Annotated in this window: 23 protein-coding genes; 18 read left to right on the forward strand and 5 right to left on the reverse strand. The window is 65.8% G+C overall.

Annotation, left to right across the window (positions count from 1 at the left end; genetic code table 11):
* The first annotated feature begins 75 nt into the window (after positions 1-75).
* The 6 genes from QNN99_RS06685 (at position 76) to QNN99_RS06710 (ending at position 8403) form a co-directional block, all read left to right on the forward strand.
* On the forward strand, positions 76-1713 hold the full coding sequence (locus tag QNN99_RS06685; protein ID WP_229965654.1) for an ABC-F family ATP-binding cassette domain-containing protein: 1638 nt from the start codon (positions 76-78) through the stop codon (positions 1711-1713).
* Positions 1714-1860: 147 nt separating this feature from the next.
* Positions 1861-2094 (forward strand): hypothetical protein, encoded by a 234-nt coding sequence (locus QNN99_RS06690; RefSeq protein WP_229965655.1) that lies wholly within the window; start codon positions 1861-1863, stop codon positions 2092-2094.
* A gap of 81 nt (positions 2095-2175) precedes the next feature.
* The gene (locus QNN99_RS06695) at positions 2176-3345 is read left to right on the forward strand and encodes a N(5)-(carboxyethyl)ornithine synthase (protein ID WP_229965656.1); all 1170 of its coding nucleotides are present in this window, start codon (positions 2176-2178) and stop codon (positions 3343-3345) included.
* 152 nt (positions 3346-3497) lie between these two features.
* On the forward strand, positions 3498-5015 hold the full coding sequence (locus QNN99_RS06700; protein ID WP_229965657.1) for a carboxylesterase/lipase family protein: 1518 nt from the start codon (positions 3498-3500) through the stop codon (positions 5013-5015).
* Positions 5016-5065: 50 nt separating this feature from the next.
* Positions 5066-6466: a dihydrolipoyl dehydrogenase gene (gene lpdA / locus QNN99_RS06705; protein WP_229965658.1), complete on the forward strand. Its 1401-nt coding sequence runs from the start codon at positions 5066-5068 to the stop codon at positions 6464-6466.
* Positions 6467-6567: 101 nt separating this feature from the next.
* The gene (locus QNN99_RS06710; RefSeq protein ID WP_229965659.1) at positions 6568-8403 is read left to right on the forward strand and encodes a DUF4389 domain-containing protein; all 1836 of its coding nucleotides are present in this window, start codon (positions 6568-6570) and stop codon (positions 8401-8403) included.
* Between the two features lie 2 nt (positions 8404-8405).
* On the opposite strand, the gene QNN99_RS06715 is transcribed toward QNN99_RS06710, so the two are convergent.
* Entirely contained in the window at positions 8406-8777 is a 372-nt protein-coding gene (locus QNN99_RS06715) for a VOC family protein (protein ID WP_229965660.1), read from the reverse strand.
* Positions 8778-8819: 42 nt separating this feature from the next.
* Complete coding sequence (locus QNN99_RS06720) at positions 8820-10622, reverse strand: bifunctional metallophosphatase/5'-nucleotidase (protein WP_229965661.1); 1803 nt, start codon at positions 10620-10622, stop codon at positions 8820-8822.
* Positions 10623-10923: 301 nt separating this feature from the next.
* Between QNN99_RS06720 and QNN99_RS06725 the strand changes: the two genes are divergently transcribed.
* The 5 genes from QNN99_RS06725 (at position 10924) to QNN99_RS06745 (ending at position 13786) form a co-directional block, all read left to right on the forward strand.
* The gene (locus tag QNN99_RS06725) at positions 10924-11187 is read left to right on the forward strand and encodes a hypothetical protein (protein ID WP_229965662.1); all 264 of its coding nucleotides are present in this window, start codon (positions 10924-10926) and stop codon (positions 11185-11187) included.
* 134 nt (positions 11188-11321) lie between these two features.
* Positions 11322-11921, forward strand: a complete 600-nt coding sequence (locus QNN99_RS06730; protein WP_229965663.1) for a dihydrofolate reductase family protein — start codon at positions 11322-11324, stop codon at positions 11919-11921.
* A gap of 12 nt (positions 11922-11933) precedes the next feature.
* Positions 11934-12266, forward strand: a complete 333-nt coding sequence (locus QNN99_RS06735; RefSeq protein WP_229965664.1) for a YciI family protein — start codon at positions 11934-11936, stop codon at positions 12264-12266.
* A 53-nt stretch (positions 12267-12319) separates the two neighbouring features.
* The gene (locus QNN99_RS06740) at positions 12320-12883 is read left to right on the forward strand and encodes a sigma factor (RefSeq protein ID WP_229965665.1); all 564 of its coding nucleotides are present in this window, start codon (positions 12320-12322) and stop codon (positions 12881-12883) included.
* 282 nt (positions 12884-13165) lie between these two features.
* Complete coding sequence (locus tag QNN99_RS06745) at positions 13166-13786, forward strand: hypothetical protein (protein ID WP_229965666.1); 621 nt, start codon at positions 13166-13168, stop codon at positions 13784-13786.
* Positions 13787-14064: 278 nt separating this feature from the next.
* Here QNN99_RS06745 and QNN99_RS06750 read toward each other — a convergent pair whose 3' ends face one another.
* The gene (locus QNN99_RS06750) at positions 14065-14241 is read right to left on the reverse strand and encodes a hypothetical protein (protein WP_229965667.1); all 177 of its coding nucleotides are present in this window, start codon (positions 14239-14241) and stop codon (positions 14065-14067) included.
* A gap of 404 nt (positions 14242-14645) precedes the next feature.
* Here QNN99_RS06750 and QNN99_RS06755 point away from each other — a divergent pair, with 404 nt between their 5' ends.
* Together QNN99_RS06755 and QNN99_RS06760 are read left to right on the forward strand one after the other, a co-directional pair.
* On the forward strand, positions 14646-15095 hold the full coding sequence (locus tag QNN99_RS06755) for an acyl-CoA thioesterase (protein WP_229965668.1): 450 nt from the start codon (positions 14646-14648) through the stop codon (positions 15093-15095).
* Between the two features lie 249 nt (positions 15096-15344).
* Positions 15345-16394 (forward strand): SDR family NAD(P)-dependent oxidoreductase, encoded by a 1050-nt coding sequence (locus QNN99_RS06760; protein ID WP_229965669.1) that lies wholly within the window; start codon positions 15345-15347, stop codon positions 16392-16394.
* Between the two features lie 2 nt (positions 16395-16396).
* On the opposite strand, the gene QNN99_RS06765 is transcribed toward QNN99_RS06760, so the two are convergent.
* Positions 16397-18715, reverse strand: a complete 2319-nt coding sequence (locus tag QNN99_RS06765) for a glycoside hydrolase family 3 C-terminal domain-containing protein (RefSeq protein ID WP_229965670.1) — start codon at positions 18713-18715, stop codon at positions 16397-16399.
* Positions 18716-18862: 147 nt separating this feature from the next.
* Here QNN99_RS06765 and QNN99_RS06770 point away from each other — a divergent pair, with 147 nt between their 5' ends.
* Together QNN99_RS06770 and QNN99_RS06775 are read left to right on the forward strand one after the other, a co-directional pair.
* Positions 18863-20524 (forward strand): ABC1 kinase family protein, encoded by a 1662-nt coding sequence (locus QNN99_RS06770; protein ID WP_229965671.1) that lies wholly within the window; start codon positions 18863-18865, stop codon positions 20522-20524.
* Complete coding sequence (locus QNN99_RS06775) at positions 20524-21285, forward strand: SDR family NAD(P)-dependent oxidoreductase (protein WP_229965672.1); 762 nt, start codon at positions 20524-20526, stop codon at positions 21283-21285. Before QNN99_RS06770 ends, QNN99_RS06775 begins: the two co-directional genes overlap by 1 nt.
* Here QNN99_RS06775 and QNN99_RS06780 read toward each other — a convergent pair.
* Entirely contained in the window at positions 21282-22589 is a 1308-nt protein-coding gene (locus QNN99_RS06780) for an MFS transporter (protein WP_229965673.1), read from the reverse strand. The two genes, QNN99_RS06775 and QNN99_RS06780, sit on opposite strands and share 4 nt — an antisense overlap.
* 256 nt (positions 22590-22845) lie before the next feature.
* Here QNN99_RS06780 and QNN99_RS06785 point away from each other — a divergent pair, with 256 nt between their 5' ends.
* From QNN99_RS06785 to QNN99_RS06795, 3 genes are read left to right on the forward strand one after another with little or no spacing between them, the layout of a single operon-like run.
* Positions 22846-23742 carry a shikimate dehydrogenase gene (locus QNN99_RS06785; RefSeq protein ID WP_229965674.1) on the forward strand — a complete coding sequence of 299 codons (897 nt, stop codon included), beginning with the start codon at positions 22846-22848 and terminating at the stop codon, positions 23740-23742.
* 13 nt (positions 23743-23755) lie between these two features.
* Complete coding sequence (locus QNN99_RS06790) at positions 23756-25660, forward strand: bifunctional sugar phosphate isomerase/epimerase/4-hydroxyphenylpyruvate dioxygenase family protein (RefSeq protein WP_229965675.1); 1905 nt, start codon at positions 23756-23758, stop codon at positions 25658-25660.
* Positions 25661-25680: 20 nt separating this feature from the next.
* Positions 25681-26445, forward strand: a complete 765-nt coding sequence (locus QNN99_RS06795) for an IclR family transcriptional regulator domain-containing protein (protein WP_229965676.1) — start codon at positions 25681-25683, stop codon at positions 26443-26445.
* Positions 26446-26457 lie beyond the last annotated feature (12 nt).

The following is a 26457-nucleotide window of genomic DNA, read 5'->3' on the forward strand; positions in this document are numbered from 1 at the left end:
ACGGATAAGGGTCCGGGACCGATGGCGGCGGCTGGACCGGACAAAAGCCGTGACGGCACAAAATAGGATGGAAGCATGACTGCAACACTCGTCGCCCGGGATCTTTCCGGCGGTTACGCCCACCGCACCCTTTTCTCCCACCTGAACCTGACCGTCGCCCCCGGTGACGTGGTGGGGGTCGTGGGCTCCAACGGCGCAGGAAAGTCCACCCTGCTGCGGCTGCTGGCCGGCGCTGACGAGCCGCTGGCCGGCAGCGTGTCCACGGCACCGTCCGATGCGTTCATCGGCTGGCTGCCCCAGGAGCACGAACGGGTGGCCGGAGAAACGATCGCCGCTTACATTGCCCGCCGCACCGGTGCCGCGGAGGCCACCGAAACGATGGAAGCCACGGCCGAGGCCCTCGGCTCCGGTGCGAAGGGCGCCGACGACGCGTACGCCGTCGCACTGGATCGCTGGCTGGCCTGCGGCGCGGCGGACCTGGAGGACCGCATTCCGGCCGTGCTCGCTGAGCTGGGACTGGAAGTGGGCGCCGATGCGCTGATGACGTCGCTCTCCGGCGGCCAGGCGGCTCGGGTGGCGCTGGCGGCCCTGCTGCTGAGCCGCTTCGACATCGTGCTGCTGGACGAGCCCACGAATGATTTGGATCTGGCCGGCCTGGCCCGGCTGGAGGACTTTGTCCAGGGGCTGCGCGGCGGCGTCGTCCTGGTCTCGCACGACCGCGAGTTCCTGGCCCGCTGCGTGACCACAGTGGTGGAACTGGACCTGGCGCAGAACAAGGTTGCGGTGTATGACGGCGGCTATGACGCCTTCCTGGAGGAGCGCGACGTCGCCCGCCGGCACGCCCGCGAAGCCTACGAGGAGTTTTCCGACAAGAAAGCGGACCTGGTGTCCCGGGCCCGGACCACACGGGAGTGGAGCTCGCAGGGGGTCCGGAACGCGATGAAAAAGGCGCCGGACAACGACAAAATCCGCCGCCGGGCGTCCATGGAATCCTCCGAAAAGCAGGCGCAGAAGGTGCGGCAGATGGAATCGCGGATCGCGCGCTTGGATGAGGTGGAGGAGCCGCGCAAGGAATGGCAGCTGCAGTTCACCATCGGCGCCGCTCCGCGCTCCAGCTCGGTTGTCGCCACACTGAATGCGGCCGTGGCCCGGCGCGGTTCGTTTGCGCTCGGACCCGTTTCGGTCCAGGTCAACGCCGGTGAGCGGATCGGCATCACCGGCCCTAACGGCGCCGGAAAGTCCACACTGCTTGCCCTCCTGCTGGGCCGCCTCGAACCCAGCGAGGGAACAGCCTCCCTGGGCTCGTCGGTGGCTGTGGGGGAGATCGACCAGGCCCGCGGCCAGCTGGACCATGCCCTGCCGCTGGGCGATGCCTTCGAAGTGGCGGTTCCGGAAATGAACAGCGCCGAGATCCGCACTCTGCTCGCCAAGTTCGGCTTGAAAGCGGACCAGGTGAACAGCTTGGTATCGGCGCTTTCCCCCGGCGAGCGGACCCGGGCGTCGCTGGCGCTGCTCCAGGCCCGCGGCGTGAACCTGCTGGTGCTTGATGAGCCCACCAACCACTTGGACCTGCCGGCGATCGAACAGCTCGAGGAGGCCCTGGAAAGCTACGACGGCGCCCTGCTGCTGGTCTCGCACGATCGCCGGATGCTGGAAAATGTCCATCTGGATGCCCGCTGGGATGTCACCGAAGGAAACGTCACCATTTCCTGAAGTCCACCGGATTTCTGGTGCGGCGCTGAGTGTGATAAAGCTTACGCACGGCCTGCGTTGGAACAGCCTGCGCAACCCTACGGTCTCGGTCTCTCGGGGGGGAGTAGTTCCTATGTTTTCACTGCAGCTGCCTGCAAGGATTCGGTTATGAAGGCCCTGCGCATCATGGACGTGCCGGTCTTGATGTTTGTCTGGATCCTCTGCGTGACGACCGACTGGTCCAGCGGAACGAAAATGGCCCTGAACCTAGCCGCCGTGGCAGGGCTGTGCGTGAAGGAATTCCTGGTCCATCGCCACCTGCAGCGCGTCGCCGGTGGGACCCCGCACGCGGTAAGGCCCGCCGGCGTGCGGTCCTTCGCTGCAGCCACCGCCGCCGCCTGAGCCGTGCCGCCGTCCGCCGCCGCTGCGGGGGAGTAGTCTCGGTATCCCCGGCGCACCGCCGGGGCTGACATGGGGGTATGCATGAGCGGCACGGCTACGGACGACACTCTGATGACGCTTGGCGTGATCGGAACTTCGCGGAAGACTGACGAACGGCGCCTGCCTCTGCACCCGCGCCATCTGGAGCGGATCGACGCCGATGTCCGGGAGCGGATGATCCTGGAGCAGGGCTACGGCGAACGTTTCGGTTTCGCCGATGCGCAGCTTGCCCCGCTGGTGGCACGCCTGGCTCCGCGGAGCGAGGTGATGGCCGCTTCCGACGTCGTGCTGCTGCCCAAGCCGCAGGCCGCTGACCTGCAGGACCTCTCCGACGGGCAGATCCTTTGGGGCTGGCCGCACTGCGTGCAGGATCCGCTCATTACCCAGCTGGCCGTGGACAAGTCTCTGACGCTGATTGCCTTTGAAGCCATGAATCACTGGACGCCGGACGGCGGATTCGGACTGCACGTCTTCCATAAGAACAATGAGCTCGCCGGTTACAGCTCGGTGTTGCATGCCCTGGAGCTCGCCGGCTCCACCGGCGACTACGGCCGGCGGCTCACCGCCGTCGTCATTGGCTTTGGCGCCACTGCCCGCGGCGCGGTCACGGCACTGAAGGCGCTGGGCATCCACGATGTGCAGGTGCTCACGAACCGGGAGACCGCCGCCGTCGGATCCCCCATCCACTCCGCACGGATCCTGCGGTTGGAGCGCGACGACGACCAGCCGCACCTCAGCCACGTAGTCACCGACGACGGGCCGGAGCCGCTGGCGCAATTCCTGGCAGGCTACGACCTGGTGGTGAACTGCACCCTTCAGGATCCCAACGCCCCGCTGACCTATCTCCAGGAATCGGACTTGGCCGCCTTTGCTCCGGGCAGCCTCATCATTGACGTGTCCTGTGACGAAGGGATGGGTTTTTCCTGGGCGAAACCCACCTCCTTCGCCGAGCCGGTATTCGCCGTCGGTGCGGGCATCCTCTACTACGCGGTGGATCACAGCCCCTCGCATCTGTGGGACTCGGCGACGTGGGAAATCAGCGAAGCCGTCCTGCCGTTCCTGCGGACGGTGATGTCCGGTCCCGCGGCCTGGGACGCCGAAGCCAGCGTGGCGCGGGCCATTGAAATCCGCAACGGCCGCATCCTGAATCCCGCGATTCTGGCCTTCCAGGGCCGCTCCGCCGACTATCCGCACACCGTGACCGGCGGCTGACGGCAGCGCGGGCAGGCGGAAGGACCACTTCCCGGGCGGGAGGGATCGGAACCGCCCCGAGCCTAGGTGGCAGGAGCCTGCGGGGTCTATGGTTTTAGGGCCGCACCGTGTTTATGGCCGTACCTTGGCCACTGACAGGAATCGAGCAGCTCATGACCACCGACGTCGCCTCCCTGCTGGTTCCCACCGCCACCGGCCTGGTCCGGGGAATCGTCGCCGACGGCGTCCGCACCTGGCGGGGCATTCCCTATGCCGCGCCTCCGGTGGGCGATCTGCGGCTGCGGGCGCCGCGCCCGCCGGAGCGCTGGAATGGAGTCCTGAACGGAAGCAGCTTCGGAGCCGCCCCGCCCCAGTCCCGGAATCCCTCGCTGACCGGATTCCGGCGCCGGGCCCCCATGGATGAGGACTGCCTGACACTGAACGTCTCGGCGCCGCTGGAACCTGCCGCCGAACGGCTCCCCGTGCTGGTGTACTTTTACGGCGGTGCGTTCAGCTCCGGTTCGTCCACAGTCAAGACCTACCGCGGCTCCCATCTGGTCCGGACGGGTGAGGCCGTTTACGTCTCCCTGAACTACCGGATCGGGGCGCTGGGGTTCATGGACTTCAGCTCCTTCTCGACTGCCGGGCGGACCTTCGACTCCAACCTGGGCCTGCGCGACCAGGTGGCAGCCCTGGAATGGGTGCGGGACAACATTGCGGGCTTCGGCGGGGATCCGGACAATGTGACCATTTTTGGTGAATCCGCCGGGGGCATCTCCGTCACGTCGCTGATGTGCATCCCCGCCGCGCGGGGGCTCTTCCATCAGGCCTACGCCCAGAGCGCCGCTCCGTCCAGCGCTTACTCGCTCGAGCTGCACGCCGCCTGGGCCCGGGATTTGCTGGAGATCCTGAACGTGCCCCTGGCGGATGCCGCGGAGGCCCTGTCAGTGCTTCCGGCGGAAGCACTGGTCCGGGCCACCAACCGGCTGACGTCGAAGATCGGTCCGGCCGACAAGCCCGGATCCCTGAGCGTGTCTCCGGTGGTTGACGGCGACTTCCTGCCGGAGCACCCCATTGACACCTTCAAGAAGGGCCAGGCTGCGCCGGTGCCGCTGGTGCTGGGAACGATGGCCCGGGAAGGAGCGCTGTTCGCCAAAATCGTGGACATCCTGCCCTCCACGCCGGACCGCATCGAGAAGATGTTCGCCGGCACCGATCCGGACGCCCAGGCCCGTGTGCTGGCCGCCTATCCCGGCTACCCGTCGAAGGAGCGGTCGGTGGAAATCAGCGGTGACCTGGTGTTCTGGTATCCGTCAACGATGGTGGCCGAGTCCCATTCGCTGGTGGCCCCCACCTGGTCCTACCGGTATGACTTCGCCACCCCCATGATGAACCTCCTGGGGTTCGGAGCCACACACGCGATGGACGTGCCGGTGATGTTCGGCGAAACCCGGGAACCGATTACCCGGGCGTTGTCCCTGCTGGGCGGGGGCGGAACGCTGAGGGAACTTTCCGCCCGATTTCAGGGCACCCTCCTGAGCCTGGCCAAAACCGGCAGCCCCGGAGACGACTGGCCCCGGTACGAGCCGGTGCAGCGCCGCACCCGGATTTTCGACCGGGAGGACCGGATCGAGCTGGACCCGTTTCCCGAGCGGCGTGAGGCCTGGTCGGGCTATCGCGGATACCTGTGATGCTGTTCACTTAATCCAAACCGCAGCGCGCAAAAGGAGAGTTGGCCAGCATGAGTGAACATTACGACGTCGTGGTCCTGGGAGCCGGTCCGGGCGGCTACGTAGCTGCCATCCGCGCAGCCCAGCTGGGGCTTAGCGTGGCAGTGGTGGAGGAAAAGTACTGGGGCGGAGTCTGCCTGAACGTCGGGTGCATTCCTTCCAAGGCCCTGCTGCGCAATGCCGAGCTGGCCCAGATTTTCTCCAACCAGGCCAAGACCTTCGGGATCAGCGGAGACGTCAGCTTCGATTTCGGTGCTGCTTTCGACCGCAGCCGCCAGGTGGCTGACGGCCGCGTCAAGGGTGTGCACTTCCTCATGAAGAAGAATAAGATCACCGAGTATGACGGCCACGGAGTGTTTACCGACGACCACAGCCTTGAGGTCAGCCTCTCCAAGGGCGGCACCGAGACGGTTACCTTCGACAACGCCATCATTGCCACCGGAACCTACGTGCGGCTGCTGCCCGGGGTGGAGCTTTCGGACAACGTGGTGACCTATGAGGCGCAGATCCTGGACCGGGAGCTGCCGAAGAAGATGGTGATCGTCGGAGCAGGCGCCATTGGAATGGAGTTCGGCTACGTCCTGCGCAGCTACGGCGTGGACGTGACCATCATCGAGTTCCTGGATCGGGCGCTGCCCAATGAGGACGCGGACGTTTCCAAGGAAATCACCAAGGCCTACAAGAAGCTGGGGATACCGATCCTGGCATCGACCAAGGTCGAGACGGTCACCGACAACGGATCGTCCGTGACCGTGACGTATAAGGACAAGGACGGCAAGGACGGGTCCATCGACGCGGACCGGGTCATGCTTTCCATCGGGTTTGCCCCGCGCACCGAAGGCTACGGGCTGGAAAAGACCGGCGTTGCGCTCACCGACCGGGGTGCCATCGGCATTGACGACTACATGCGGACCAACGTCCCGCACATCTACGCGATCGGTGACATCACGGCCAAGCTGCAGCTCGCCCATGTGGCGGAGGCGATGGGCGTGGTGGCGGCCGAAACCATCGGCAAGGCCGAAACCCTGCCGCTGGGTGACTACCGCATGATGCCGCGGGCCACGTTCTGCCAGCCGCAGGTCGCCAGCTTCGGGCTGACCGAACAGCAGGCCCGCGACGAGGGCCATGACGTGGTGGTCAGTACCTTCCCCTTCACAGCAAACGGAAAGGCCCACGGCCTGGGCGAGCCGGTGGGATTCGTGAAGCTGGTGGCGGACAAGGAACATCTGGAACTGCTCGGCGGGCATCTGATCGGACCGGATGTCTCCGAACTGCTGCCCGAGTTGACCCTGGCCCAGAAGTGGGATCTGACCGCCCATGAACTTGCCCGGAACGTGCACACGCACCCGACACTCAGTGAGGCCCTGCAGGAGGCATTCCACGGCCTGACTGGCCACATGATCAACTTCTGACCCACTGTGCCCTTGACACCCCTTGACACCCCTTAACGCCCCGGAGAACCCTGTGAAGGACGGGGATAAGGGAAATCTCGGCCGGCCGGAAAGGCTGCACCATGAGAACTGGCAAAATCTTCATGCTTGTCATCGGGAGCCTGCTGATCCTCATCGGGTTGGGCTTGGCGGCCGGTGCTGCCGTGGTTGGAACGCTGAACGCCCAGCAGGGTGATGACCAATACTTCTCCGCTCCGCAAGAGGTGTACGAGGTGGATTCCTACGCGCTCACCGCACCGGAAATCGAGGTGAGCGAGGGCGTGAGTTCCCAGGACAACTTGGGAACGCTCCAGGTGGTGGGGGAATCCACCACCCCCGGGCAGGAACTGTTCATCGGAGTCGGGCCCCGCGCCGACGTCGACCGGTATCTTGCGGACGTGCAGCACAGCGAATTGGAGGAGGTAACCTTCCGCCCGTTCCGTCCCTATTACGAGGAGCGGCAGGGGACCGCGGCTCCCGCACCTCCCGGCGAGCAGGATTTCTGGACCGCCACGGCCAGCGGCAGCGGTGAACAAACGCTGGACTGGAACCTGGCCGAAGGCAACTGGACCGCCGTGGTGATGAATGCCGACGGCAGCCGCCCGGTGTCGGCCGAGCTGCAGATCGGTGTCCGCTCGGATCTGCTTGGTCCGCTGACCTGGACCCTGCTGATCAGCAGCATCGTGTTCCTCGCAGCGGGAATCGGCCTGGCCGTGGCCGGTGCCAGGGGGTTGAACCGGCAGCGCGGCGCCGGGGGCCCGGGCGGGCCCTACGACAGCTACGCGTCGGCAGGCGTGCCGGGGCCGGGGCAGCCGGGTCAGGTGGGACAGCAAGGGCGGCCCGGACAGCCGGGACAGCCGGGAGGGCCGCCGCAAACGTATGGGCAGATGCAGGACCGCTACGGGCGGGAACAGGAGCTGCCCCCGCCCGGGTCGGGCACCGGCGAATCCGCCGGCGCAATCGGGGCCGCCGGCGCCACTGCGGCTGGCATGGCCCGCGCACGTTCCTCGGCGGCAGCGAGCGGAACCGCATCGGGTGGAGCTCAAAGAAGCGCGACGGTAGCACCGGGTGCCGCCGGAGGAGGAGCGGCCGGGATGGCCGTCGGCGTTCGGGACCCGGGGCTCATGGGACCCCGGTATCCGGTGCGGCTGTACGGTGAGCTTGACCCGAACCTGTCCCGCTGGATGTGGCTGGTGAAATGGTTCCTCGCCATCCCGCACTACATCGTGCTGTTTTTCCTGTGGATCGCCTTTTTCGTCTCCACGGTCATTGCCGGCCTGGTGATCCTGTTCACCGGTCGTTATCCGCGGGGACTCTTTGACTTCAACGTGGGCGTGGTCCGCTGGAGCTGGCGGGTTACCTTCTACGCCACCCGGGTGCTCGGCACCGACCGCTATCCGCCCTTCACCCTGCAGCGCACCGACTATCCGGCCGATTTCAGTGTCGACTATCCGCGCGAGCTCTCCCGCTGGCTGGTCCTGGTGAAGTGGTGGCTGCTCGTCCTCCCGCAGGCCCTGATTGTCAGTGCCATCACCGAAGCCACGATGGTGGTGAATCGGTTCTGGGTAACAGGCAGCGACCAGGAATTCTGGAACGGAGAGTGGACGCGGTTGGGCCCCGGGGGAATGTGGCAGGGCGGCTGGAATGAAGACTGGAACGACACCGTTTTTACCACCGTCAGCTGGCAGGGCCTTTCCCTGCTGAGCCTTCTGGTCCTGATTGCCGCAGTCATTCTGCTGTTCACCGGCCGCTACCCGCGCCAGCTGTTTGATCTGCTGATGGGACTGAACCGCTGGACCTACCGTGTTCTCGCCTACACAGCCCTCATGCGCGACGAGTATCCTCCGTTCCGGCTGGACCAGGGCCCGGCGGACCGCCGGGACGAGGCCGCCGGACTGGGCCGGCCGGGCCCCGGCTGAGGCTAGGAGGCCGCCTCGGACGAGGAAGCGAGGATGCAGAACTCATTGCCTTCCGGATCGGCCAGAACCGTCCAGGAGACTTCCGGATCCTGCCCGACGTCCGCCAGCACGGCACCGAGTTCCAGCAGCCGGTCAACTTCCTCCTGCTGGGTGCAGCCGACGGCGCGCAGGTCCAGGTGCAGCCGGTTCTTCACGGTCTTTCCCTCCGGAACCGGCAGGATGTCGATCGGCGGGCCGGCGCCGTTTGAGGATGCAAGGCTAATGACGCCGTCCTCCTCCTCGGCGATGCGGTAGTCGAGGGCGCGGGTCCAGAAGTCCGCCATCCGGTGGACGTCCACCGCGTCGAGGGCGAGGGAAGAGAATGCACTGGTCATGACGCGGCTCCTGGCTTGGGTGTGGTTGGGCTGTGGGCCAATTTACTCGAAAACCGGCACCCCGTTGCGGACCAGGCGCCAATTGTTTTCAGCGAACGCGGCGGGGTCGACGGTTCCCTGGGCAACCACGAAGTCGATGAGCAGCTGGCGGATCTCCGTCTGCTGGTTCAGGAGTACCGGCGCGGTGGCGATGTGCGGGAAGTTCCCGCCGCCGGACTGGCGGTAGTTGTTGGTGGCGACAGCAAACCGCTGGCCGGGTTCGACCGGTGCGCCGTTGTAGCTCAGGTTGAGGATCCGCTCTCCCACGGGCCTGCTGATATCGATGTCGTAGGAAACCCCGGACATCATGTCGTAGTTGTAGTCAGGTGTTCCGCCCGCGTTCGTGAGCGTTTCCGGATCCACCGGCGAGTCCGGCGCAGTCTGCGCGAAGTACTTCGCTGAGTACTCGAGGTATTCCTTCACCTCAGCGCCCGTCATCTCGACAGCAAAGAGGGTGTTGGGAAAGACATAGAGGCCGGCCAAGTCGCGGATGGTGACGGGGCCGGCGGGGATTTCGGCCGTGCGGCTGAAGGGCGCGGCAATGGAGAGCACCGGAAGGTCGGCATCGGGTCCGCCGCTGAGGCCGGCGCCCACAGCCTGTGCCTGCACATGGTTCACGAAGTCCATGACTGCGGTGTCACGGTAACGTGATTCCACGGCCGACATCGTTTCGGTGGCGGTACCCACCGGTGTGTTGACGTAATTGATGACGCGCTGGTGCTGCTCGGCAACCAGCGCCGAGATTTCCGGGTCCGCTTCAGCCGTGTTGGCGTTCAGCAGGGTCGACGACGCCGAAGTCACGTCCCACTGGCCGCGCACCTTGGTCAGTTCAAAGTCCATCACGGAAAGCCGCATGCCCCAGTTCAGCGGCTCGGTCAAAAGCACCTGGTCTCCGGTCACTTTGTTGGTGATGAAGTGCTCCGGTATTTCCTGGTGCGCGTGGCCCACCAAAATGGCGTCGATCCCGGGCACGGTCTCGGCCAACTGCGTGGAGGCGTTCTCCAGCGGCAGGTCAGACCCGTAGGAGGAGGTCCCGGAAGTTCCTGAATGGGAACTGACAACGACGACGTCGGCTCCCCGGGCCTTCATCTCCGGTACGAACTTTTGCGCCTGTTCCACAATGCCGGGGAACTCCAACTTTCCCTCGACATTGTTCTTGTCCCAGATGGCAACACCGGGGTTGGTGAGGCCCAGGATGCCGATCCGAACCGGTTTGTTGCCCTTGGTTTTCACGGTCTTGATGACGTAGGGAGTAAAGGCCGGATTTCCCGTTGCCTGCTCCACGGCGTTCGCGCCGAGCAGCGGGAAGTCGAGCTGGCTTTCAAAAGTGCGCAGCAGATCCAAACCGTAATTGAATTCGTGATTCCCCAGCGCTGCGGCATCGTATTCCATCGCGTTCATCGCGGCGGCCATGGGATGGATTTCCCCGGTCTCCGTAATTGGTTCAGTGTTCGCGTAATAATCAGTCAGCGACGTGCCCTGGATCGTGTCGCCCGCATCGATGAGCAGGGTCGAGGCCGGTCCCCGGTCGGTGCGCACGGAATCCACCAGCGTGGAGATTTTTGCCAATCCGACGTCGTTGTGCGCGGCGTCGTCGTATTCACCGTCCTTGAAATAATCCCAGTTTTCGATGTACCCGTGCAGATCAGACGTACCCAGAACCGTGACCCTGGTGGTTTTTTCCTTGCCCTTGCCGGCAGGCTCCGGCGGTGCTGCGGCGGACGGGGTCACCCAGACGAGGCAGAGGGCCGCGGCGGCGGTCACGGCGACCGCTCCCCGTCGTCCGTGGGCAGATGTGAACGGCAATGAAACCAGCTCCTCAAAGGTGTTTGGAAATTTCTCCTTCAGAACGTCTACAGGTATCGGGCCCCTTCCGGAAGAGGCAAGGCGCCATTCCTGCAGCTTTTTCTTCCAGATGACAAAATGTGCCGAAGAATGAGGAAGGAAACGGTTGGCAGGGAAAGGAATCGACGGTGGTCTCAACCGGTCGACGCACCGCGGTCAAACCAATTCTATTGACGGCGCTGCGGCATGGCCGCGATTGCTCGTCGCTGCGCTCCAACCTGCTCGTACTCCACTCGTCGCTGCTGACGCGAAACTGCAGTTGGTGATGATAGTCGGGAATCTGGTCGTGGGACTGTTTGGGAGCTGGGGAATTACCTATCTCTCGCGGGGTTTGATCCTGAGTGCAGCGTTCCTTGGTTTCCTTTTGTACGTTCGTCATCATGACGGCCATTTCTGGCAAGAGGAAGAGGAGAGGAAGAGGAAGAGGAAGAGGAAGAGGAAGAGCAAGAGGAAGAGGCCAAGAGGGCCGATTGGGACCGGCGGGCGCGGGCACTCTGACCCCGGTGAAACCGCAGCGATCGACTGACCCTCGATCGCCGGCATCTCGTTGATATCTCTTCGTCGAGGTAGCCGAACGTCTTGCGAGACCTGAACATAGAGATAGCTCGGGTGTCGTGTGAAGCCGCCCCCAGAGGTGACTCGGAACAAGGGAGCAATACCATGAATCTCACGATCTCGATCCAGGTCAGCGTCGACGGCGTCATGCAGGCAAATGGCGGCAACAATGACGAGCTCGACCCCGGTTTTGCGCGCGGCGGCTGGGCCATCCCGACCGGCGACAAGGAGTCGGCCGCGTACATCGCTTCGACGTGGCAGCGCGCGGACGCGTTCCTGCTCGGCCGCAAGACGTTCGGACTGTTCGCGAGCTACTGGGGTGGTCAGGCCGACGACTCGAACCCGTTTTCGGGCGCGATGAATCCTCGGCCGAAGTACGTCGTGTCCAACACCCTGACCGACCCGGCGTGGAAGAACACGACGGTGATCTCGGGGGATATCGCCGCGGGCATCAGGGAACTGAAGGCACAGCCGGGAGGCGAGCTGGTGGTCGTGGGCAGCGGCGTGCTGGCGCGCTGGCTGCTCGAGAACGAACTCGTCGACGAGATCAACCTCATCGTGTGCCCGGTCATCGTGGGAGACGGCCTTCGGCTGTTCCCGCAGCAAGGCAAAGACTTCGGTCTCGAACTGGTCGAGACGCGGGCGTTCCCGACCGGTGTCCTCGCTCACACCTACCGGCTCACCGGCCGCCCCAGCTACGCCTGAGAGGACCAAGCCATGCAATACCTGGTCAATGTCATCGACTACCGCAGCGAATCGGGCACCGTCCAAGAGGCTGTCGCGATCGACGCCTTCAACGAGAAGCTGGTCACCGGCGGCCACTGGGTGTTCGCCGCCGGCCTCGCCGACCCGACGGTCTCGACCGTGATCGACGGGCGCGGCGACGGGCCGGTCTTCACCGACGGACCGTTCATCGAAGCCACGGAGTGGGCCGCCGGATTCTGGATCATCGACGCGCCTGACCTGGACGTCGCCCTCAAGCTGGTGTGCGAGGGCTCGAAAGCCTGCAACCGTCGGCTCGAGGTGCGGCCCCTCCTGTCGGATCCCTGATCGACGCGCAGGACGCCTTGACCCGCGCCCACCGAGACGAGTGGGCACGGGTCGTGGCGACAACCGCCAGGCGGTTCGGGAATCTCGACACTGCCGAGGACGCGGCCGCGGAAGCCTTCGCGATCGCCACGGAGCGCTGGCCGGTGGACGGCATACCGCCCAACCCTGGCGCCTGGCTCACCACGACAGCGAGCCGCAAGGCGATTGACCGGATCCGGCGCGAGAGCAGGCGCGACGCGAGACACACGGAGGCGAAGCTCCTGTACGACGCAGAGCCCGACCCAGTCGGCGTGATCGACGACGACCGGCTTCGGCTGCTCTTCATCTGCTGCCATCCGGCGCTTTCGATGGAGGCACGTGTGGCACTGACGCTGCGGATGATCGGCAGACTGAGCGTGCCCGAGATCGCCCGCGCGTTCCTGGTGCAGGACACCACGATGGGCGCCCGCATCACTCGAGCCAAGGCCAAGATCGCAGCCGCCCACATCCCGTACCGCGTGCCGGCGGCCGAGGATCTGCCCGGCCGAGTGTCGGGGGTGCTCGCAGTACTCTTCCTGATCTTCAACGAGGGCTATCTCGCGTCCGGCCCTGACACCGTCATGAACGAGACGGTCTGACGGTTTGGGCAAGTTCGGCGATTTTCAGCGCGTGCACCTGTGCGCAGTCGAATACACGGAAGCTCGGATTATCTCCCCTGAATGCCAGTACGAGGTCAGTCCCAGCGAGTAGAACAGCCTCAATGTTCTCGACACTGCCGAGGGAGCTCCATGCCAGATGCTCTGTGGGACCGGATGAAGTCAATGTCGGCGGTGATCACGCTGACAAATCAGGCCAGTGACTGCGACTCCTGATATCTATGGACTCGACTTCTGACGCACCCGCCCAGCTACGATTGCCGGGTGGGCGAGGAGAGCTGGGGTCTGGAAGAGTCAGGATGGGTCACTCAGGCGCGCGATTTCATCCCGGCAACGCATCGTGGACTATCGATACTGCGCCTTTACCTTCCATTTCGAGACCCCACTCTCGATGACGGCAAAGACATTGTGCGATGGTCCCGGTACGTCTCGGTAGAAGATCATTCTGCCTCGCTGGATTGGTTTGAAGCGACCGCAGGCATCGCCGAGGAACAGCCTTCCGTTCGCGGTCTCGTCTCCTGCATGGGTGTGTTGGATGAAGAAACCGCGAACGCCCTTCGTGATGCGATTGGTGTTGTCGAGCTTCAATGTCTCCGTTGGATGGGCTACGGAGAAGCCCCACACACCAGCTCGCCTAGGCGCGTGTTCGGGGAGGAATACTTCGAGGCACGCCTCAGTCCTGACGATGTCAAGGCCGGACGAAGGGTCCCGGAGTTTGCGTGGGATGCCGAACGGCGTCTCGCATGGGGTGGTCGGCTATACCCGGACTCGTTGATCGTTGCCGCCGAGCTACCCATCTTTCGGCAACTGATAAACGATCCCCGACTCGACACTGTGTCGGTGAGAGCCGATCGAGATTATCTGCCGCCGAGCGCGGGCGATTGACGAGTTGCCCGCTGACGGGTCCACTGGATACCGCTGTTCCGGTGAAGGACCCCTTTGCAGGACGCCTAGATGCCCCTTCGGTCATGGTCTTTGGCCACCAGCCATTGACCACCATCGATGCAGACCCGGTCATGTCCGCGATGGCACGTCGGGCACTCTGCAGTTGCTGACGGTTTTGAGTTTCTAGCTAATGTCGCCTGTGGCAGACAGGCTCCGAGCTGTTGGCTGAGGGAGCGAAACGAACCTATGTCTGTTCTGGCTAAGCAAAGCCGCCAAATTTAGCATCCGGCCTGGCTATGGAAGGCACGGGCGTCGGAGAAGAACTCATTGGCACTTGATGATCCGCAATTGCTGGAAATTAAGTAGCTGTAGCTGACGGCCGCTACCGCGAGACCGACGATGGTAATGGCGAGCAGGATCCAACGGGCATGCCTACGGTTGATGTGGTCGGTCATTGGTCTCCTTGGTCGGTGATTCTGTCCGTTCGGAGTGCTACACCGTAGCAGCACCGTGCATTGTGGCCCGCGATATTAGTCGCGCATCCAGCCGTGTCAGGAGGATGCGTATCGTTCTTATGTCCGTAAGCCGATCCTTTCTAAGGTCACCACGCGGGGTTAGCAGGGGGCCGGCCGCGTACTACTTACCTAAATGCGTCCAGCCTGACGGTAAAGGCCCCCAGACGGTCCCCCGGGGAGGAACCCGTTCCGTCCTGAACGGGTGTTTTCGCTCACCGGCTGGAGTGTCGACGCGCGCCACCGCCCGGCGGCAGCCGGCGCCTTCCCCACCCGGTGTGACCTCGGTCCATCTGCTCCGTCACACCCGGCCAAACCCGGCCCGGCCGCCTCGATAGTCTTGAAATATGGACCTCGAAAACATTAATTTCAACACCCGGAAGTGGGTCCGTCCCGAAGACCTCAACGCGAACGGCACACTGTTCGGCGGCAGCCTTCTGCGATGGATCGATGAAGAAGCAACAATTTACGCCATCCTCCAAATGGGCAACGGCCGCGTGGTCACCAAGTTCATGTCGGAGATCAACTTCGTCAGCTCCGCCCAGCAGGGCGACATGATCGAGATGGGCCTGCGTGCCACGAAGTTCGGCCGGACGTCACTGACGATGCGGGCCGAAGTGCGCAACATGGTCACGCGTCGAAGCATCCTGACGATTGACCGCATCGTGTTCGTAAGCCTTGACGCGGAAGGCGCACCCGCCCCGCACGGCTTCACCGAGATCACTTACGACCGGGACCGGCTGCCCAGCGGCAACCTTCCCCCGCTTGAAGGCGGACGCCTAGAAAGCGCCAGGTAAGACCCGGGGAACGCCTGAGGAGGAGACCTAAGAAACGCCGGGTTGCGGCGTCGTTTCCCCTGCCTTTTTGGCCCGGTGGACCCCTGAACGGACCCGCAGGGCAGGCAGGGAAAGGCCCCCTGTGAAATACTCGACGGAGCAGCAACGCCACTCAAAGCAAGTCCGGCAGCGCCGGGCAAAGCTCGCGCCGGGCAAGCTGGCACCGCACCACTGCAGCCCGCTCCGCGGCCGGTACGGAACGGAGCCTGCATGCCGAACCCCCGTCACCTCGGTACCGAATCCCTGATCGGCGAGTGGCTGGACGATCCGGCCGGCCGCACCGTCCTTATCGACCTGCTCGCCCGCCGCAGCCCTGACGCCCGTGCCCTCTACGCGATCCGGAAGCTTCCGCTTTCCTCCCTGATGTCGCTGAGCCACGGCGCGGTGACGCCTGAGTACCTGGACCTGATGGTGCATGCGGCCAACCGGCTCAGGGATGAACCAACCGTGCCGCCGGCTACCTCGCACCTGTTTCCATCCGCGGCGCCGCAGGCACCCAACGATTGGGAAGAGCCCATCATCGAGGGCCGGTTCGACGGCAAAACCGTGGTGGTGACCGGTGCTTCCTCCGGGATCGGCCGTGCGACTGCCCTGCGGGTGGCCCGTGAGGGGGGACAGGTACTGGCGATTGATCTCAGCACGCTGCGGATGGAGGCCCTCCTGGAGGAGAACCCGGAGCTGGGCATCACCGGCATCGTCGCTGACATCTCCAGCCAGTCAGATGTCAACAAGATAGCGGTTCAGGCAAGGGGGCGGGTGGACTGCCTCGCCGTGGTGGCCGGGATCGCCGACAACATGGTGGCCCTGCACGAGGTGGAGGACGAACTCTGGGAGAGCGTCTTCCGCATCAACGTTGACGGCCCGTTTCGTGTGTCCCGGGCGATCATCCCGCTGATGCTCTCCCGCGGCGCCGGCTCGATTGTGAACGTTTCCTCCCAGGCGGGGTTGCGCGGCTCCATCGCCGGTGCGGCCTACACGGCGTCCAAGCACGCTGTCATCGGCATGACCCGCAGCGCGGCCTTCATCTACAGTCCGCGCGGCATCCGCGTGAACGCAGTGATTCCACGGCCAACCAAGACCGCATTGGAGTCCAACTATGGCTCACTCGGCGGCGCCGGGCCGCTGCCGACCGCTTCGCTCACCTCACCCGAGGTGGAGGCAGCGCAGATCGCCTCACCCATGACCTACCTGCTCAGCGACGACGCCGCCAACGTCACCGGCGCCATCCTGCCGGCTGACGAAGGCTGGGGCGTCGCCTGACGTCACCCGCCGCGGCGCGCCCGGAGTTCAGCTTCGAGCCGTTGGAGCAGGGCCGGCGTGATCGGGCTGCCGGGGAACCGGGCCAGCCGGTTCAGCGGCATGCTTCCCACCAGGGCCAGGGACGCGGGGAGTCCTGCGGCGCCGGACTCCGGTGCGGAATCCGACACAGACGCCGACGCCGGAGCGCTGAGCGCGTCCACCAGAACTGCCGCCGCATCCGGATCGGCCAGCCACTCGGCGATCGGGGAGCCGGTGGTCAGTTCGGACACCGGCACCGTGCCGTCCAGGGCGGCGGCTCCGGACAATCGGATGTCCCTGGAGGAAGCACCCACTTCAAGCCGGTATTCACCGGCATCCGCCACCCAGGTCCCGGTGCCGGGATCCCACCGGGAGAGCGTCCGGACGTCAAGGCGAAATGACACGCGGCGCGATTCGCCGGGCTCCAGCTGCACCTTCTCGAAACCGCGCAGTTCCCGCAGCGGACGTTGCCGGCCGTCGTCGTCGGGCGCTCCGGCATACAGCTGCACCACTTCGCTGCCGCTGCGGCTGCCGGCATTGGTGAGGGTCAGATCGGCATGGACCAGCTGGCTGGCGCCGGCGCCGACAGTGCTGACCTCCAGCTCCGAGTACTCGAAGGTGGTGTAGGAGAGCCCGTGGCCGAAGGGAAAGGCCACTGCGAAACCGCGGGTGTCGTACCAGCGGTAGCCCACCAGCAGGCCCTCGCCGTACCGGACCGCCCCGTCCTCGCCGGGGTAGTTGCCGTAAGCCGCGGTGTCAGCCAGCCGGTGCGGAATCGTTTCGGCCAGCCGCCCGCCCGGCTCCGCCCGTCCCAGCAGCACATCGGCCACGGCGCTTCCGCCGGCCTCGCCCGGCAGCCAGGCCTCGAGGACGGCCGGCACGGCAGCCGCCCATTCCGTGGTCACCGCGCCGCCGTTCGAAAGCACCACAATGGTCCGCGGATTCGCTGTGACAACAGCGTCCAGCAGCTCCAGCTGGGGACCGGGCAGCTCCAGCGTCGTGCGGTCAAACCCCTCGGACTCGGCGGTTTCGGGCAGGCCCAGGAAGACGACGGCGGTGTCAGCCGCCGCTGCGGCCGCCGCGGCCATGTCCGCCAAATCCTCCTCGGCGCAGGGCGAGTCCGCGGAGAGGACATAGCCGGGCTCGAAGAGCAGATCCGGCACCTGGTCCGCCAGCGCGGCCAGGGGCGTCACCAGATGCACCGGATGGACCCGCGAGGACCCGCTGCCCTGGTACCGCGGTGTGCGGGCCAGCTCGCCGATCACCGCCAGGCTGCCCCCGGGGGAGAGCGGAAGGATCCCGCCGTCGTTCTGCAGCAGGACCATGGAAGCGGCAGCTGCCCGGCGGGCCAGCTCGTGGTGGGCGGCATAGTCAGCAGCTGCGCTGCCTGGCTGCCCTGAATCTGGCTGCCCTGAATCGTGCTGCGCCGGACCGGGTTGGACCGACGCGCGGCGCACCAGCGCCAGGATCCGCTCCACCGCCGTATCAACCTGCTGCTCAGTGACGGTGCCGGCATCGAGGCCGGTGGATAGTTCCTGAGCGCCCAGGCCACCGCTGGCCGGCATCTCCAGATCCAGTCCGGCGGCGAGCGCGGCCGCACGGTCGGTCACCGCACCCCAGTCCGATATCACTGCCCCCTCGTAGCCCCAGGTGTCGCGCAGCACGGTTCCGAGCAGCCACGGATTCTCGGCGGCATGCAGCCCGTTGACCTTGTTGTACGCCGCCATGACAGTCCACGGTCCGGCCGTGCGGACCACGATCTCGAAGGCGCGCAAATAGATTTCGTGCAGGGTCCGCTGGTCAACCACGGCGTCCACCCGCATCCGATCCGCTTCCTGGTTGTTCGCAGCGAAGTGCTTGGGGCTGGCGCCCACCCCGGCCGCCTGAACGGCAGCCGTCCAGGCTGCACCGAGTTCACCGGCGAGCAGCGGGTCTTCTGAGAAGTACTCGAAATTCCGTCCGCACAGCGGGGTTCGCTTGATGTTCAGGCCCGGTCCGAGCAGGACATCCACGCCCTGGGCGCGGGCCTCGCGTGCGACGGCGGTGCCCAGTTCCGCGAGCAGGCTGCGGTCCCAGGAGCACGCCGTCGCGCATTCCGCCGGAAAGCAGGTGGCGGGATGGGAGTCGCCCGGTTCCAGGCCGTCGGCGGTGCCGGCCGGCCGCCGAATGCCGTGCGGGCCGTCGGACAGAACCAGGGACCGGATGCCGTGCCCGGGAAGCGCAGCGGTTTCCCAAAACCCGGCCCCGGACAGCAGTCCGATCTTTTCCTTCAGCGTCAGGTCCGGCATGGCTGGAGTTTCCATGTGCCTCCCTCATCGGCGGGCTTCGAGTCTAAGCCGCCGCCCGGACCGGCGAAAGGGTCGGCAAACCCTGTTCCATCCACCCGGGCGGCCGTAGGGTTTCAGTACGGCCGCAGTGCTCACGGCACGCCGCCGGGAGGGAGCCAACGTGTGAAGACCCACCTCGACCGCTACAAGCAGATTGCCGAAATCCTGTACCGCAACGGACTGGGGTACCTGGTCTCCGCTTCCGGTTTGGAAGCCCGTCTTCCGTTCCGGCGCAAGGCTCAGCCGGGGGACCGGCCCGAGCAGCCGGCCAGCAGCCCCGAGTACCTGCGCCGGGCGTTGGAGGAGCTGGGGCCCACCTTCATCAAGCTGGGCCAACTGCTTTCCACCCGTCAGGATCTGCTGCCCCCGCGCTACCAGAAGGAGCTGGCCAAACTGCAGGACAGCGCCGAGCCCGTGCCCTGGGAGCAGATTCACCCGGTGCTGCAGGGAGCGCTGGGCGAGGACGTGCTGGCACGGTTCGCGTCCTTCGACACCATCCCGCTGGCCAGCGCCTCCATCGGCCAGGTCTACGCTGCCCGGCTGCCCGGAGACATCGGCGTCGTGGTGAAGATCCGCCGGCCCGGCGTCGATGAAGAGGTGAACGAGGACCTGGATATTCTGCAGAGCCTGGCCGGGTATGCGGGAAAGCACTGGGAAGCGGCCCGCGACTATGACGTCCAGGGCCTGATGGATGAGTTTGCCGATACGCTGCGCTCGGAACTGGACTACGCCCAGGAGGGCCGCAACGCCAGGCGGTTCGCCCTGAACTTCGAAGACAACCCCGCCGTGACAATTCCGGCTGTTTATGAGGAGTTCAGCACCTCGACCGTCCTCACGCAGCAGCGGCTCCACGGGCTGAAGGTCACCGACACCGCGGCCCTGGATGCGGCCGGGATCGACCGCAGGGCGCTCGCCGTAACGGCCGCCGACGCGGAAATGAAAATGGTTTTCGACGACGGTTTCTTCCATGCCGATCCGCATCCGGGAAACATTTTCGTGCAGGACGGCGGCCGGATCGGGCTCATCGACTTCGGCATGGTGGGGGAGGTCGATGACAAGTTTCGCGCGCAGCTCTCCGCCCTCTTCATCGCCGTTATCCGGAAGGATCCGGACCGGATGGCCTCAGCGCTGATCCGGATGTGCGTCAGGACCCGCCGGGTGGACCGCCTGCGGCTGCGCCTTGACCTGCAGCAGCTGATCCGTCTGTATGCGGGGCGGACGCTGGGAAACGCGCCCGTGGGCCGCATCATCAACGGGGCCCTGGGCGTCGTCCGGAGCCATCACCTGCAGCTGCCGCGGGAGATGGCGCTGCTGCTGCGCATGCTGATCATGACCGAGGGCATGGGGGAGGTGCTGGATCCGGACTTCAGCATGGGCCAAACCCTCGGCCCCTATGCCCGGCGGATGACGCTGCAGCAGCTGAATCCGGTGGCCTTCGCCCGGCGCCTGGGCCAGGCAGGCGCCGAAACCCTGGAGCTGGGCGCCGAGTTGCCGGACCAGCTGCGCCGGCTGATGAACACCCTCGATTTTGAAGGACTGGAGGTGCACTTGCGGGCGGAGGAACTCTCTCCGCTGGTGGGCCGGCTGGAGCGGGTCGGCAACCGGATGGTGGCTGCCGTTTTTGCGGCGGCCTTCATCCGGGGCGTGGGCGAGCTGACGCTGGGCGACACCGAACGCTGGAAATCCTGGCAGGCCCCGCTGATGACCGCAGGACTTGCCTCCACCGGCGCCCTGGGCGGATATCTGGCCTGGACCGCGCGCAAGCAGCGGATCAGGGGCTACTGATGGATCTGTCGCTGGCCGGCCTGACGGTCCTGGTGGCGGGCGGTACCAGGGGAATCGGCCGTGCCGTGGTGGAGGAATTCGCGAGGGAAGGCGCCAACGTCGCGTTTTGCGCCCGCACGGGCTATCAAGTGGGGGTGCTTGAAGAACAGCTGTCGGAATCGGCCGGGGGTGTTGAAGGCTCCGTCGTGGACGTGATTCATCCCGGGGCCGTGGCCAAGTGGGTCAGCGAATCGGCGGTGATTTTCGGCGGCATCGACATAGTGGTCTCCGCCGTGAGCGCCACGGCCCTGGATGACACGGATGAAAACTGGGGGCTGTCCCTGACCGTTGACCTGATGGGCACGGTTCGGCTGGTCAAGGCGGCACTGCCGCACCTGGAACTCAGCACCGCGCCGTCGATCGTTGCCCTTTCCAACGTCTCGGGGCGGGAGGTCGATTTTGCGGCCGGCCCGTATGCCACGGCCAAGACGGCGGTGGCCGGGTACATTGCGGGCCTCGCCGTCAGGCTCGCGGGACTGGGCATCCGGGCCAACACCGTGAGCGCCGGCAACACGTACTATTCGGGCAGCTACTGGGCTGCCATGGAGGAACGGGACCCCGCCACCTTCGAGGCCGCGCTTGCCCGGAACCCCAGCGGGCGGATGGGCACCCCCGCGGAGGTGGCCGACGTCGTCGCCTTCGTCGCCAGCCCCCGCGCCTCACGGGTCACGGGGGCTAACATCCTGGTGGACGGCGGACTGTCCCGGGGCATCCAGCTTTAGCGCTTGCCCAGCTCCGCCGTCGGCGTCTTATAGGTCTCCTTGGCCGTGAGGGCGGAGATCGAGGCGATCAGGCTGATCGCGGCGGTGAACATGCTGATGACAACCCAGCCGCCGGGTTCCAGTCCGCCCAGCGCAGCCACGATGGACGGGGCGAAGCCCGCCATCAGGAAGCCGAGCTGGGTGCCGATGGCCAGGCCTGAGAAGCGGACCTTGGCGCTGAACATCTCAGCGTAGAAGGACGGCCAGACGGCGTTGGCCGCAGCGTAACCGCCGGAGAAGACAGCCACGGAGAGCGCGAACTGCAGGAGGGTGTTGCCTGACTCCATCGACAGCAGGTAGAACGGCATGATCGCCGCGGAGGACAGCGCGCCGTAGATGAACACCGGTTTGCGGCCGATCCGGTCCGACAGGTTGCCGAAGAGCGGCTGCGTGCCCAGGGCGACGACGTTGCCGGCCACCACGAGCCAGAGCGTGATGCTGGCGTCGACGTTGCCCACTTCCGTGCCGTATTTGATCGCCAGCGTTCCGTAGACCGTGGACACCGCAGCGATGAACGCGCAGCAGATCACGCGGAGCACGTCGCGCCAGTGGTGCGCCAGCAGGTCCTTGACGGGGAGCTTGGAGATCTCGTTGTTGGCCTTGGCTGCGGCGAAGGTGGGGGTCTCGTGCAGCGAACGGCGGATGAAGTACGTGACGACGACAACGACGGCGCTGAGCCAGAACGGAATGCGCCAGCCGATGCCGTACTTGATCTCGTCCGGCAGCGTCAGCACGGGGATGAAGACCAGGGCGGCAAGGATCTGTCCGCCCTGCGTGCCGGTGAGGGTCCAGGAGGTGAAGAAGGAGCGGCGGTTGTCCGGTGCGTGCTCAAGCGTGAGGGAGCTGGCTCCGGCCTGCTCGCCCGCTGCGGACAGGCCCTGCATCAGCCGGCACAGCACCAGCAGGACGGGGGCCCACCAGCCGATGACGTCGAAGCTGGGGAGGCAGCCGATCAGGAAGGTGGAGGCGCCCATCAGGACCAGCGTGAACATCAGCACCTTCTGGCGCCCCACCCGGTCCCCGAAGTGGCCCAGCACCACGGCGCCCACCGGGCGGGCAATGTAGGCAAAGCCGAAGGTTGCCAGCGACATGACGGAGGCCTGCGCGCTGGAGTCCGGAAAGAAGACCTGCGGAAAGATCAGCGCGGCCGCTGTTCCGAAAATAAAGAAGTCGTAGTATTCGACGGCGCTGCCCATGAAACTGGCGGCCGCTGCCTTTTTGGGTGTCTTGGCCTGCGTCTTGCCGGCCGGGACGGTCTCGGTCATGGGGTCTCCTGTAGATGGGATGCGCTGTCGGGTGACGGTGCTGTGCGCAGGTTCGTTCAGTTGCTGATGTGCGCTAGGCGCACAGGTGTGCAGAATTCGAACATCTCCAGTAATGTAGCTCACAACGGCAGGGTGCGGCAACGTGGTTACTCTGCAACATGACGAACAGCAACACGACGAACAGCAACATGACGAATAGTCACACGACGAACAGCGCGGGCAGGTGCCCGTCCCGCAGCGCGGAAGGATGCAACCTGTGAGCAGCCCCTCGGAATCCTATTTGGTCGGCCTCATCGGCGAAGGGGTTACTCCGTCCCTCTCACCGCCCATGCATGAGCAGGAGGCTGACCACCTGGGCCTGCGCTATCTTTACCGGCCCGTTGACCTCTCCGCGCTGGCGCCGGACCCGGCGAACCCGGAGATCGACCCGGGCGTCCAACTGCAGGAGCTGCTGCTCCGCGGCCGGGACCTGGGCTTCAACGCCTTTAATATCACCCACCCCTGCAAGCAGCTGGTCCTGCAGTACCTCGACGAGGTGTCCGACGACGCCCGGAGCCTTGGCGCCGTGAACACCGTCCTGATCCGGGACGGCAAATTCGTCGGCCACAACACCGACTTTTCCGGCTTCGCAACGGCACTGGCCTCGGGACTGCCCGATGCGGTCCTGGACCGCGTGGTGCAGCTGGGAGTCGGCGGTGCCGGCGCCGCCGTCGCCTATGCGCTGCTGAAGGCCGGGACAACTCACCTGACCCTGATCGACCTGGACTACGGGCGGGCAAGTGAACGCGCCGCCGCGCTGGGCCGGCTTTTCCCCGATCAAACCGTAACCGCCGCGGAGAGCTCCAACCTCCCGGAGGTCCTGGCCGAAGCTGACGGGCTGGTCCATGCCACGCCGGTGGGCATGCACTCCCACCCCGGGCTGCCGCTGGATCTGGACCTGCTGGCGCCGCGGCAGTGGGTGGCCGACGTCGTGTACCGGCCGCTCGAAACTGAACTGGTTCTCGGCGCCCGGGCCAAGGGCTGCGCGGTGCTCGACGGCGGTTACATGGCGGTGGGCCAGGCCGTGGATGCCTTCGAGCTGATCACCGGCATCCGCCCCGATGCGGACCGGATGCGGACCCATTTCCTGGATCTCATCGAGCGCGGACTGTAGGGGAGAGGCAAACATGCGGACATCCATTGCCACGGTGTGCCTGAGCGGCACGCTCGAAGAAAAGATGCGGGCCTGCGCGGAGGCGGGGTTCGACGGCATCGAGATTTTTGAACAGGACCTGATTGTCTCGCCGGCCAGTCCCGAGGAGATCCGCGACCTGGCCGCCAGGCTGGGCCTGAGCCTGGACCTGTTCCAACCGTTCCGCGACTTTGAAGGCGTCAGCGAGGACCTCCTCGAAGACAACCTGTACCGGGCCGAGGCCAAGTTTGAGCTGATGAACCGCCTGGGCATCGACACCATGCTGGTCTGCAGCAATGTCGCCACGGCCACTGTGGACGACGACGACGTCGCTGCCTCCCAGCTGCGCCGCATGGGGGAGTTGGCGGCCCGCTACGGCGTCCGGCTCGCCTACGAAGCGCTCGCCTGGGGCCGGTTCGTGAACGACTTCGAGCACGCCCAGCGGATCGTGGACCTGGCCGACCATCCCAATGTCGGCACCTGCCTGGACAGCTTCCACATTCTCTCCCGCCGCTGGGATCCCGCCGGCATCGAGAAGATCCCGGCTGAGAAGATCTTTTTCGTTCAGCTGGCGGACGCCCCGGAGCTGTCCATGGACGTGCTCTCCTGGAGCCGCCACTACCGGGTGTTCCCCGGCGAAGGCGCCTTCGACCTCACCGGCTTCATGGCGCATCTGGTCCGCAGCGGCTATGACGGTCCGGTGTCCCTGGAGATTTTCAACGACGTGTTCCGGCAGACGGCCGAGCAGCGCACCGCCGTCGATGCCATGCGGTCCCTCATTTGGCTGGGCGAACGGACGTCAGTCCATCTGGCGGAGCATGATGCGGCGGAGCACAACCCGGCCTCCCGCAGCTATCCCATGGACCTCGCCACGCTGCCCGCCGTTGCCGAGCCGACAGGCTTCAACTTCGCCGAGGTCAAAGCGGAGAATACCGGCGCCGTGGAAGAGCTGCTGCACCAGCTGGGCTTCCGCTGCGAAGGGCGGCACCGCACCAAGCCGGTCCAGCTGTGGAGTGCCGGAGCGGCACGCGTGATCATCAACCAGCAGCAGGCCAAGGGCATGGCGCCGGGGATCTCCGCCCTGGGGCTTGATGTGCAGGATCCGCTGGCGGCGGCCTCGCGGGCGGTGCAGCTGAAGGCCGTGCCGGTCAGCCGGCGCAGCCAGGCCGACGAAGCGGTGCTCCAGGCAGTTTCAGCGCCGGATTCCACCGAGATTTTCCTCTGCGAGAGCACCCCGGACGGAACCGTCGCCTGGGCGGAGGAATTCGGTGTTCCGCAGGATGCGCGGGAGTCGGCTGCCTGGGGCGCAGGACCCGCTGCCGACGGACTGATCACCCATGTTGACCACATCAACCTCTCCCAGCCCTGGCAGCACTTCGACGAAGCGGTGCTCTTCTACGAGTCCACGCTCTCCCTGGTGCCCCGCGCGTCGCAGGAGGTGCCCAGCCCGATGGGACTGGTGCGCAGCCAGGTGATGTGCAGCAGTGACGGCAGGGTTCGCCTGGCCCTGAACATCGCCCCGCTGGCGCTGGAGGGCGGCGGGCCCGACGGCGGCGCCGACTATCCGCAGCACGTCGCCTTCGCCTGCAGCGATGTGGTGTCCCTGGCCCGGATGGCCCGGCAGCGGGGGCTGAAGTTCCTGCCCATTCCGGCCAACTACTACGAGGACCTGCGGGCCCGGTTCCGGCTGGACCCGGACCTGCTGCGGACCCTGCAGTCCCTGAACCTGCTGTACGACCGCGACGGCGACGGCGAGTTCCTGCACTTCTACACGGCGACTGTTGGGAACGTGTTCTTCGAGGTGGTGGAACGCCGCCGTTCCTACGACGGGTACGGCGCGCCCAACGCCCCCGTGCGCCTGGCCGCCCAGTACCAGCGAGCCCGCAGGGGCGGCGCATAGGAGCGTATAAGATGGGCGGCATGGGGGCGGAAGACGGATACTACGTAAAGTCGGTGGAGAAAACCCTTGCCGTGCTGCAGTCGTTCACCCCGGAACATCCGCAGCTGAGCGTGAGCGCGGTGGCTGCGGCTGCCGACCTGAGCCGGGCCTCGGCCCGCCGGTTCCTGATGACCCTGTGCGATCTCGGGTATCTCAGCTGCGAGGGGCCGCTCTTTGCGCTGGCTCCGCGGTCCCTGGACATTGGATCGGCTTTCCTGGCCACTCTCTCGCTGCCCTCGCTGGCTGAACCCCACCTCAAGACGCTGGCGGCCGAGCTGGGCGAAACCACCTCCCTGTGCATTTTGGACGGCATGCATGTGGTGTACGTGGCCCGGGTGGCGCCGCCGCGCCTGGTGCATGTTTCGGTGCATGTCGGGACGCGCTTTCCTGCCTGGGCCACGTCCATGGGCCGGGTGCTGATCGCCGCCCTGGAACCCGAGGCACGCGAAGCCCATCTGAACGCCGTGGAATTCCAGGCCTTCACTCCGCACTCAGTGTCGACCCTGGACGAACTCCGGGCCGAAGTGGAGCTGGCCGGCCGGCGCGGCTGGGCCCGGGTCGCCGACGAACTCGAGGGCGGGCTGCGCGGCGTCGCCGTGCCCGTCTCGCGTGCCGGGACCGTCGTGGCAGCCGCCAACGTGTCCCTGCAGATGCACCGGGACCCGCACCTGTCGGTGGAGGAGAGCGTGGTGCCCCGGCTGAAGGCGGCGGCGGAACGGATCACCGCCGACCTCAGCATCCGCTAGGAAGCTGCTGTG

The organism is Arthrobacter sp. zg.Y820, from assembly GCF_030125555.1.
GTDB lineage: Bacteria > Actinomycetota > Actinomycetes > Actinomycetales > Micrococcaceae > Arthrobacter_B.

Coding starts and splice junctions, on each gene's coding strand:
- QNN99_RS06685 (WP_229965654.1), top strand. CDS start 76: ATGACTGCAACACTCGTCGCCCGGGATCTTTCCGGCGGTTACGCCCAC.
- QNN99_RS06730 (WP_229965663.1), top strand. CDS start 11,322: ATGAATCTCACGATCTCGATCCAGGTCAGCGTCGACGGCGTCATGCAG.
- QNN99_RS06750 (WP_229965667.1), bottom strand. CDS start 14,241: ATGACCGACCACATCAACCGTAGGCATGCCCGTTGGATCCTGCTCGCC.
- QNN99_RS06695 (WP_229965656.1), top strand. CDS start 2,176: ATGAGCGGCACGGCTACGGACGACACTCTGATGACGCTTGGCGTGATC.
- QNN99_RS06780 (WP_229965673.1), bottom strand. CDS start 22,589: ATGACCGAGACCGTCCCGGCCGGCAAGACGCAGGCCAAGACACCCAAA.
- QNN99_RS06735 (WP_229965664.1), top strand. CDS start 11,934: ATGCAATACCTGGTCAATGTCATCGACTACCGCAGCGAATCGGGCACC.
- QNN99_RS06755 (WP_229965668.1), top strand. CDS start 14,646: ATGGACCTCGAAAACATTAATTTCAACACCCGGAAGTGGGTCCGTCCC.
- QNN99_RS06775 (WP_229965672.1), top strand. CDS start 20,524: ATGGATCTGTCGCTGGCCGGCCTGACGGTCCTGGTGGCGGGCGGTACC.
- QNN99_RS06715 (WP_229965660.1), bottom strand. CDS start 8,777: ATGACCAGTGCATTCTCTTCCCTCGCCCTCGACGCGGTGGACGTCCAC.
- QNN99_RS06690 (WP_229965655.1), top strand. CDS start 1,861: ATGAAGGCCCTGCGCATCATGGACGTGCCGGTCTTGATGTTTGTCTGG.
- QNN99_RS06710 (WP_229965659.1), top strand. CDS start 6,568: ATGAGAACTGGCAAAATCTTCATGCTTGTCATCGGGAGCCTGCTGATC.
- QNN99_RS06765 (WP_229965670.1), bottom strand. CDS start 18,715: ATGGAAACTCCAGCCATGCCGGACCTGACGCTGAAGGAAAAGATCGGA.
- QNN99_RS06795 (WP_229965676.1), top strand. CDS start 25,681: ATGGGGGCGGAAGACGGATACTACGTAAAGTCGGTGGAGAAAACCCTT.
- QNN99_RS06790 (WP_229965675.1), top strand. CDS start 23,756: ATGCGGACATCCATTGCCACGGTGTGCCTGAGCGGCACGCTCGAAGAA.
- lpdA (WP_229965658.1), top strand. CDS start 5,066: ATGAGTGAACATTACGACGTCGTGGTCCTGGGAGCCGGTCCGGGCGGC.
- QNN99_RS06760 (WP_229965669.1), top strand. CDS start 15,345: ATGCCGAACCCCCGTCACCTCGGTACCGAATCCCTGATCGGCGAGTGG.
- QNN99_RS06700 (WP_229965657.1), top strand. CDS start 3,498: ATGACCACCGACGTCGCCTCCCTGCTGGTTCCCACCGCCACCGGCCTG.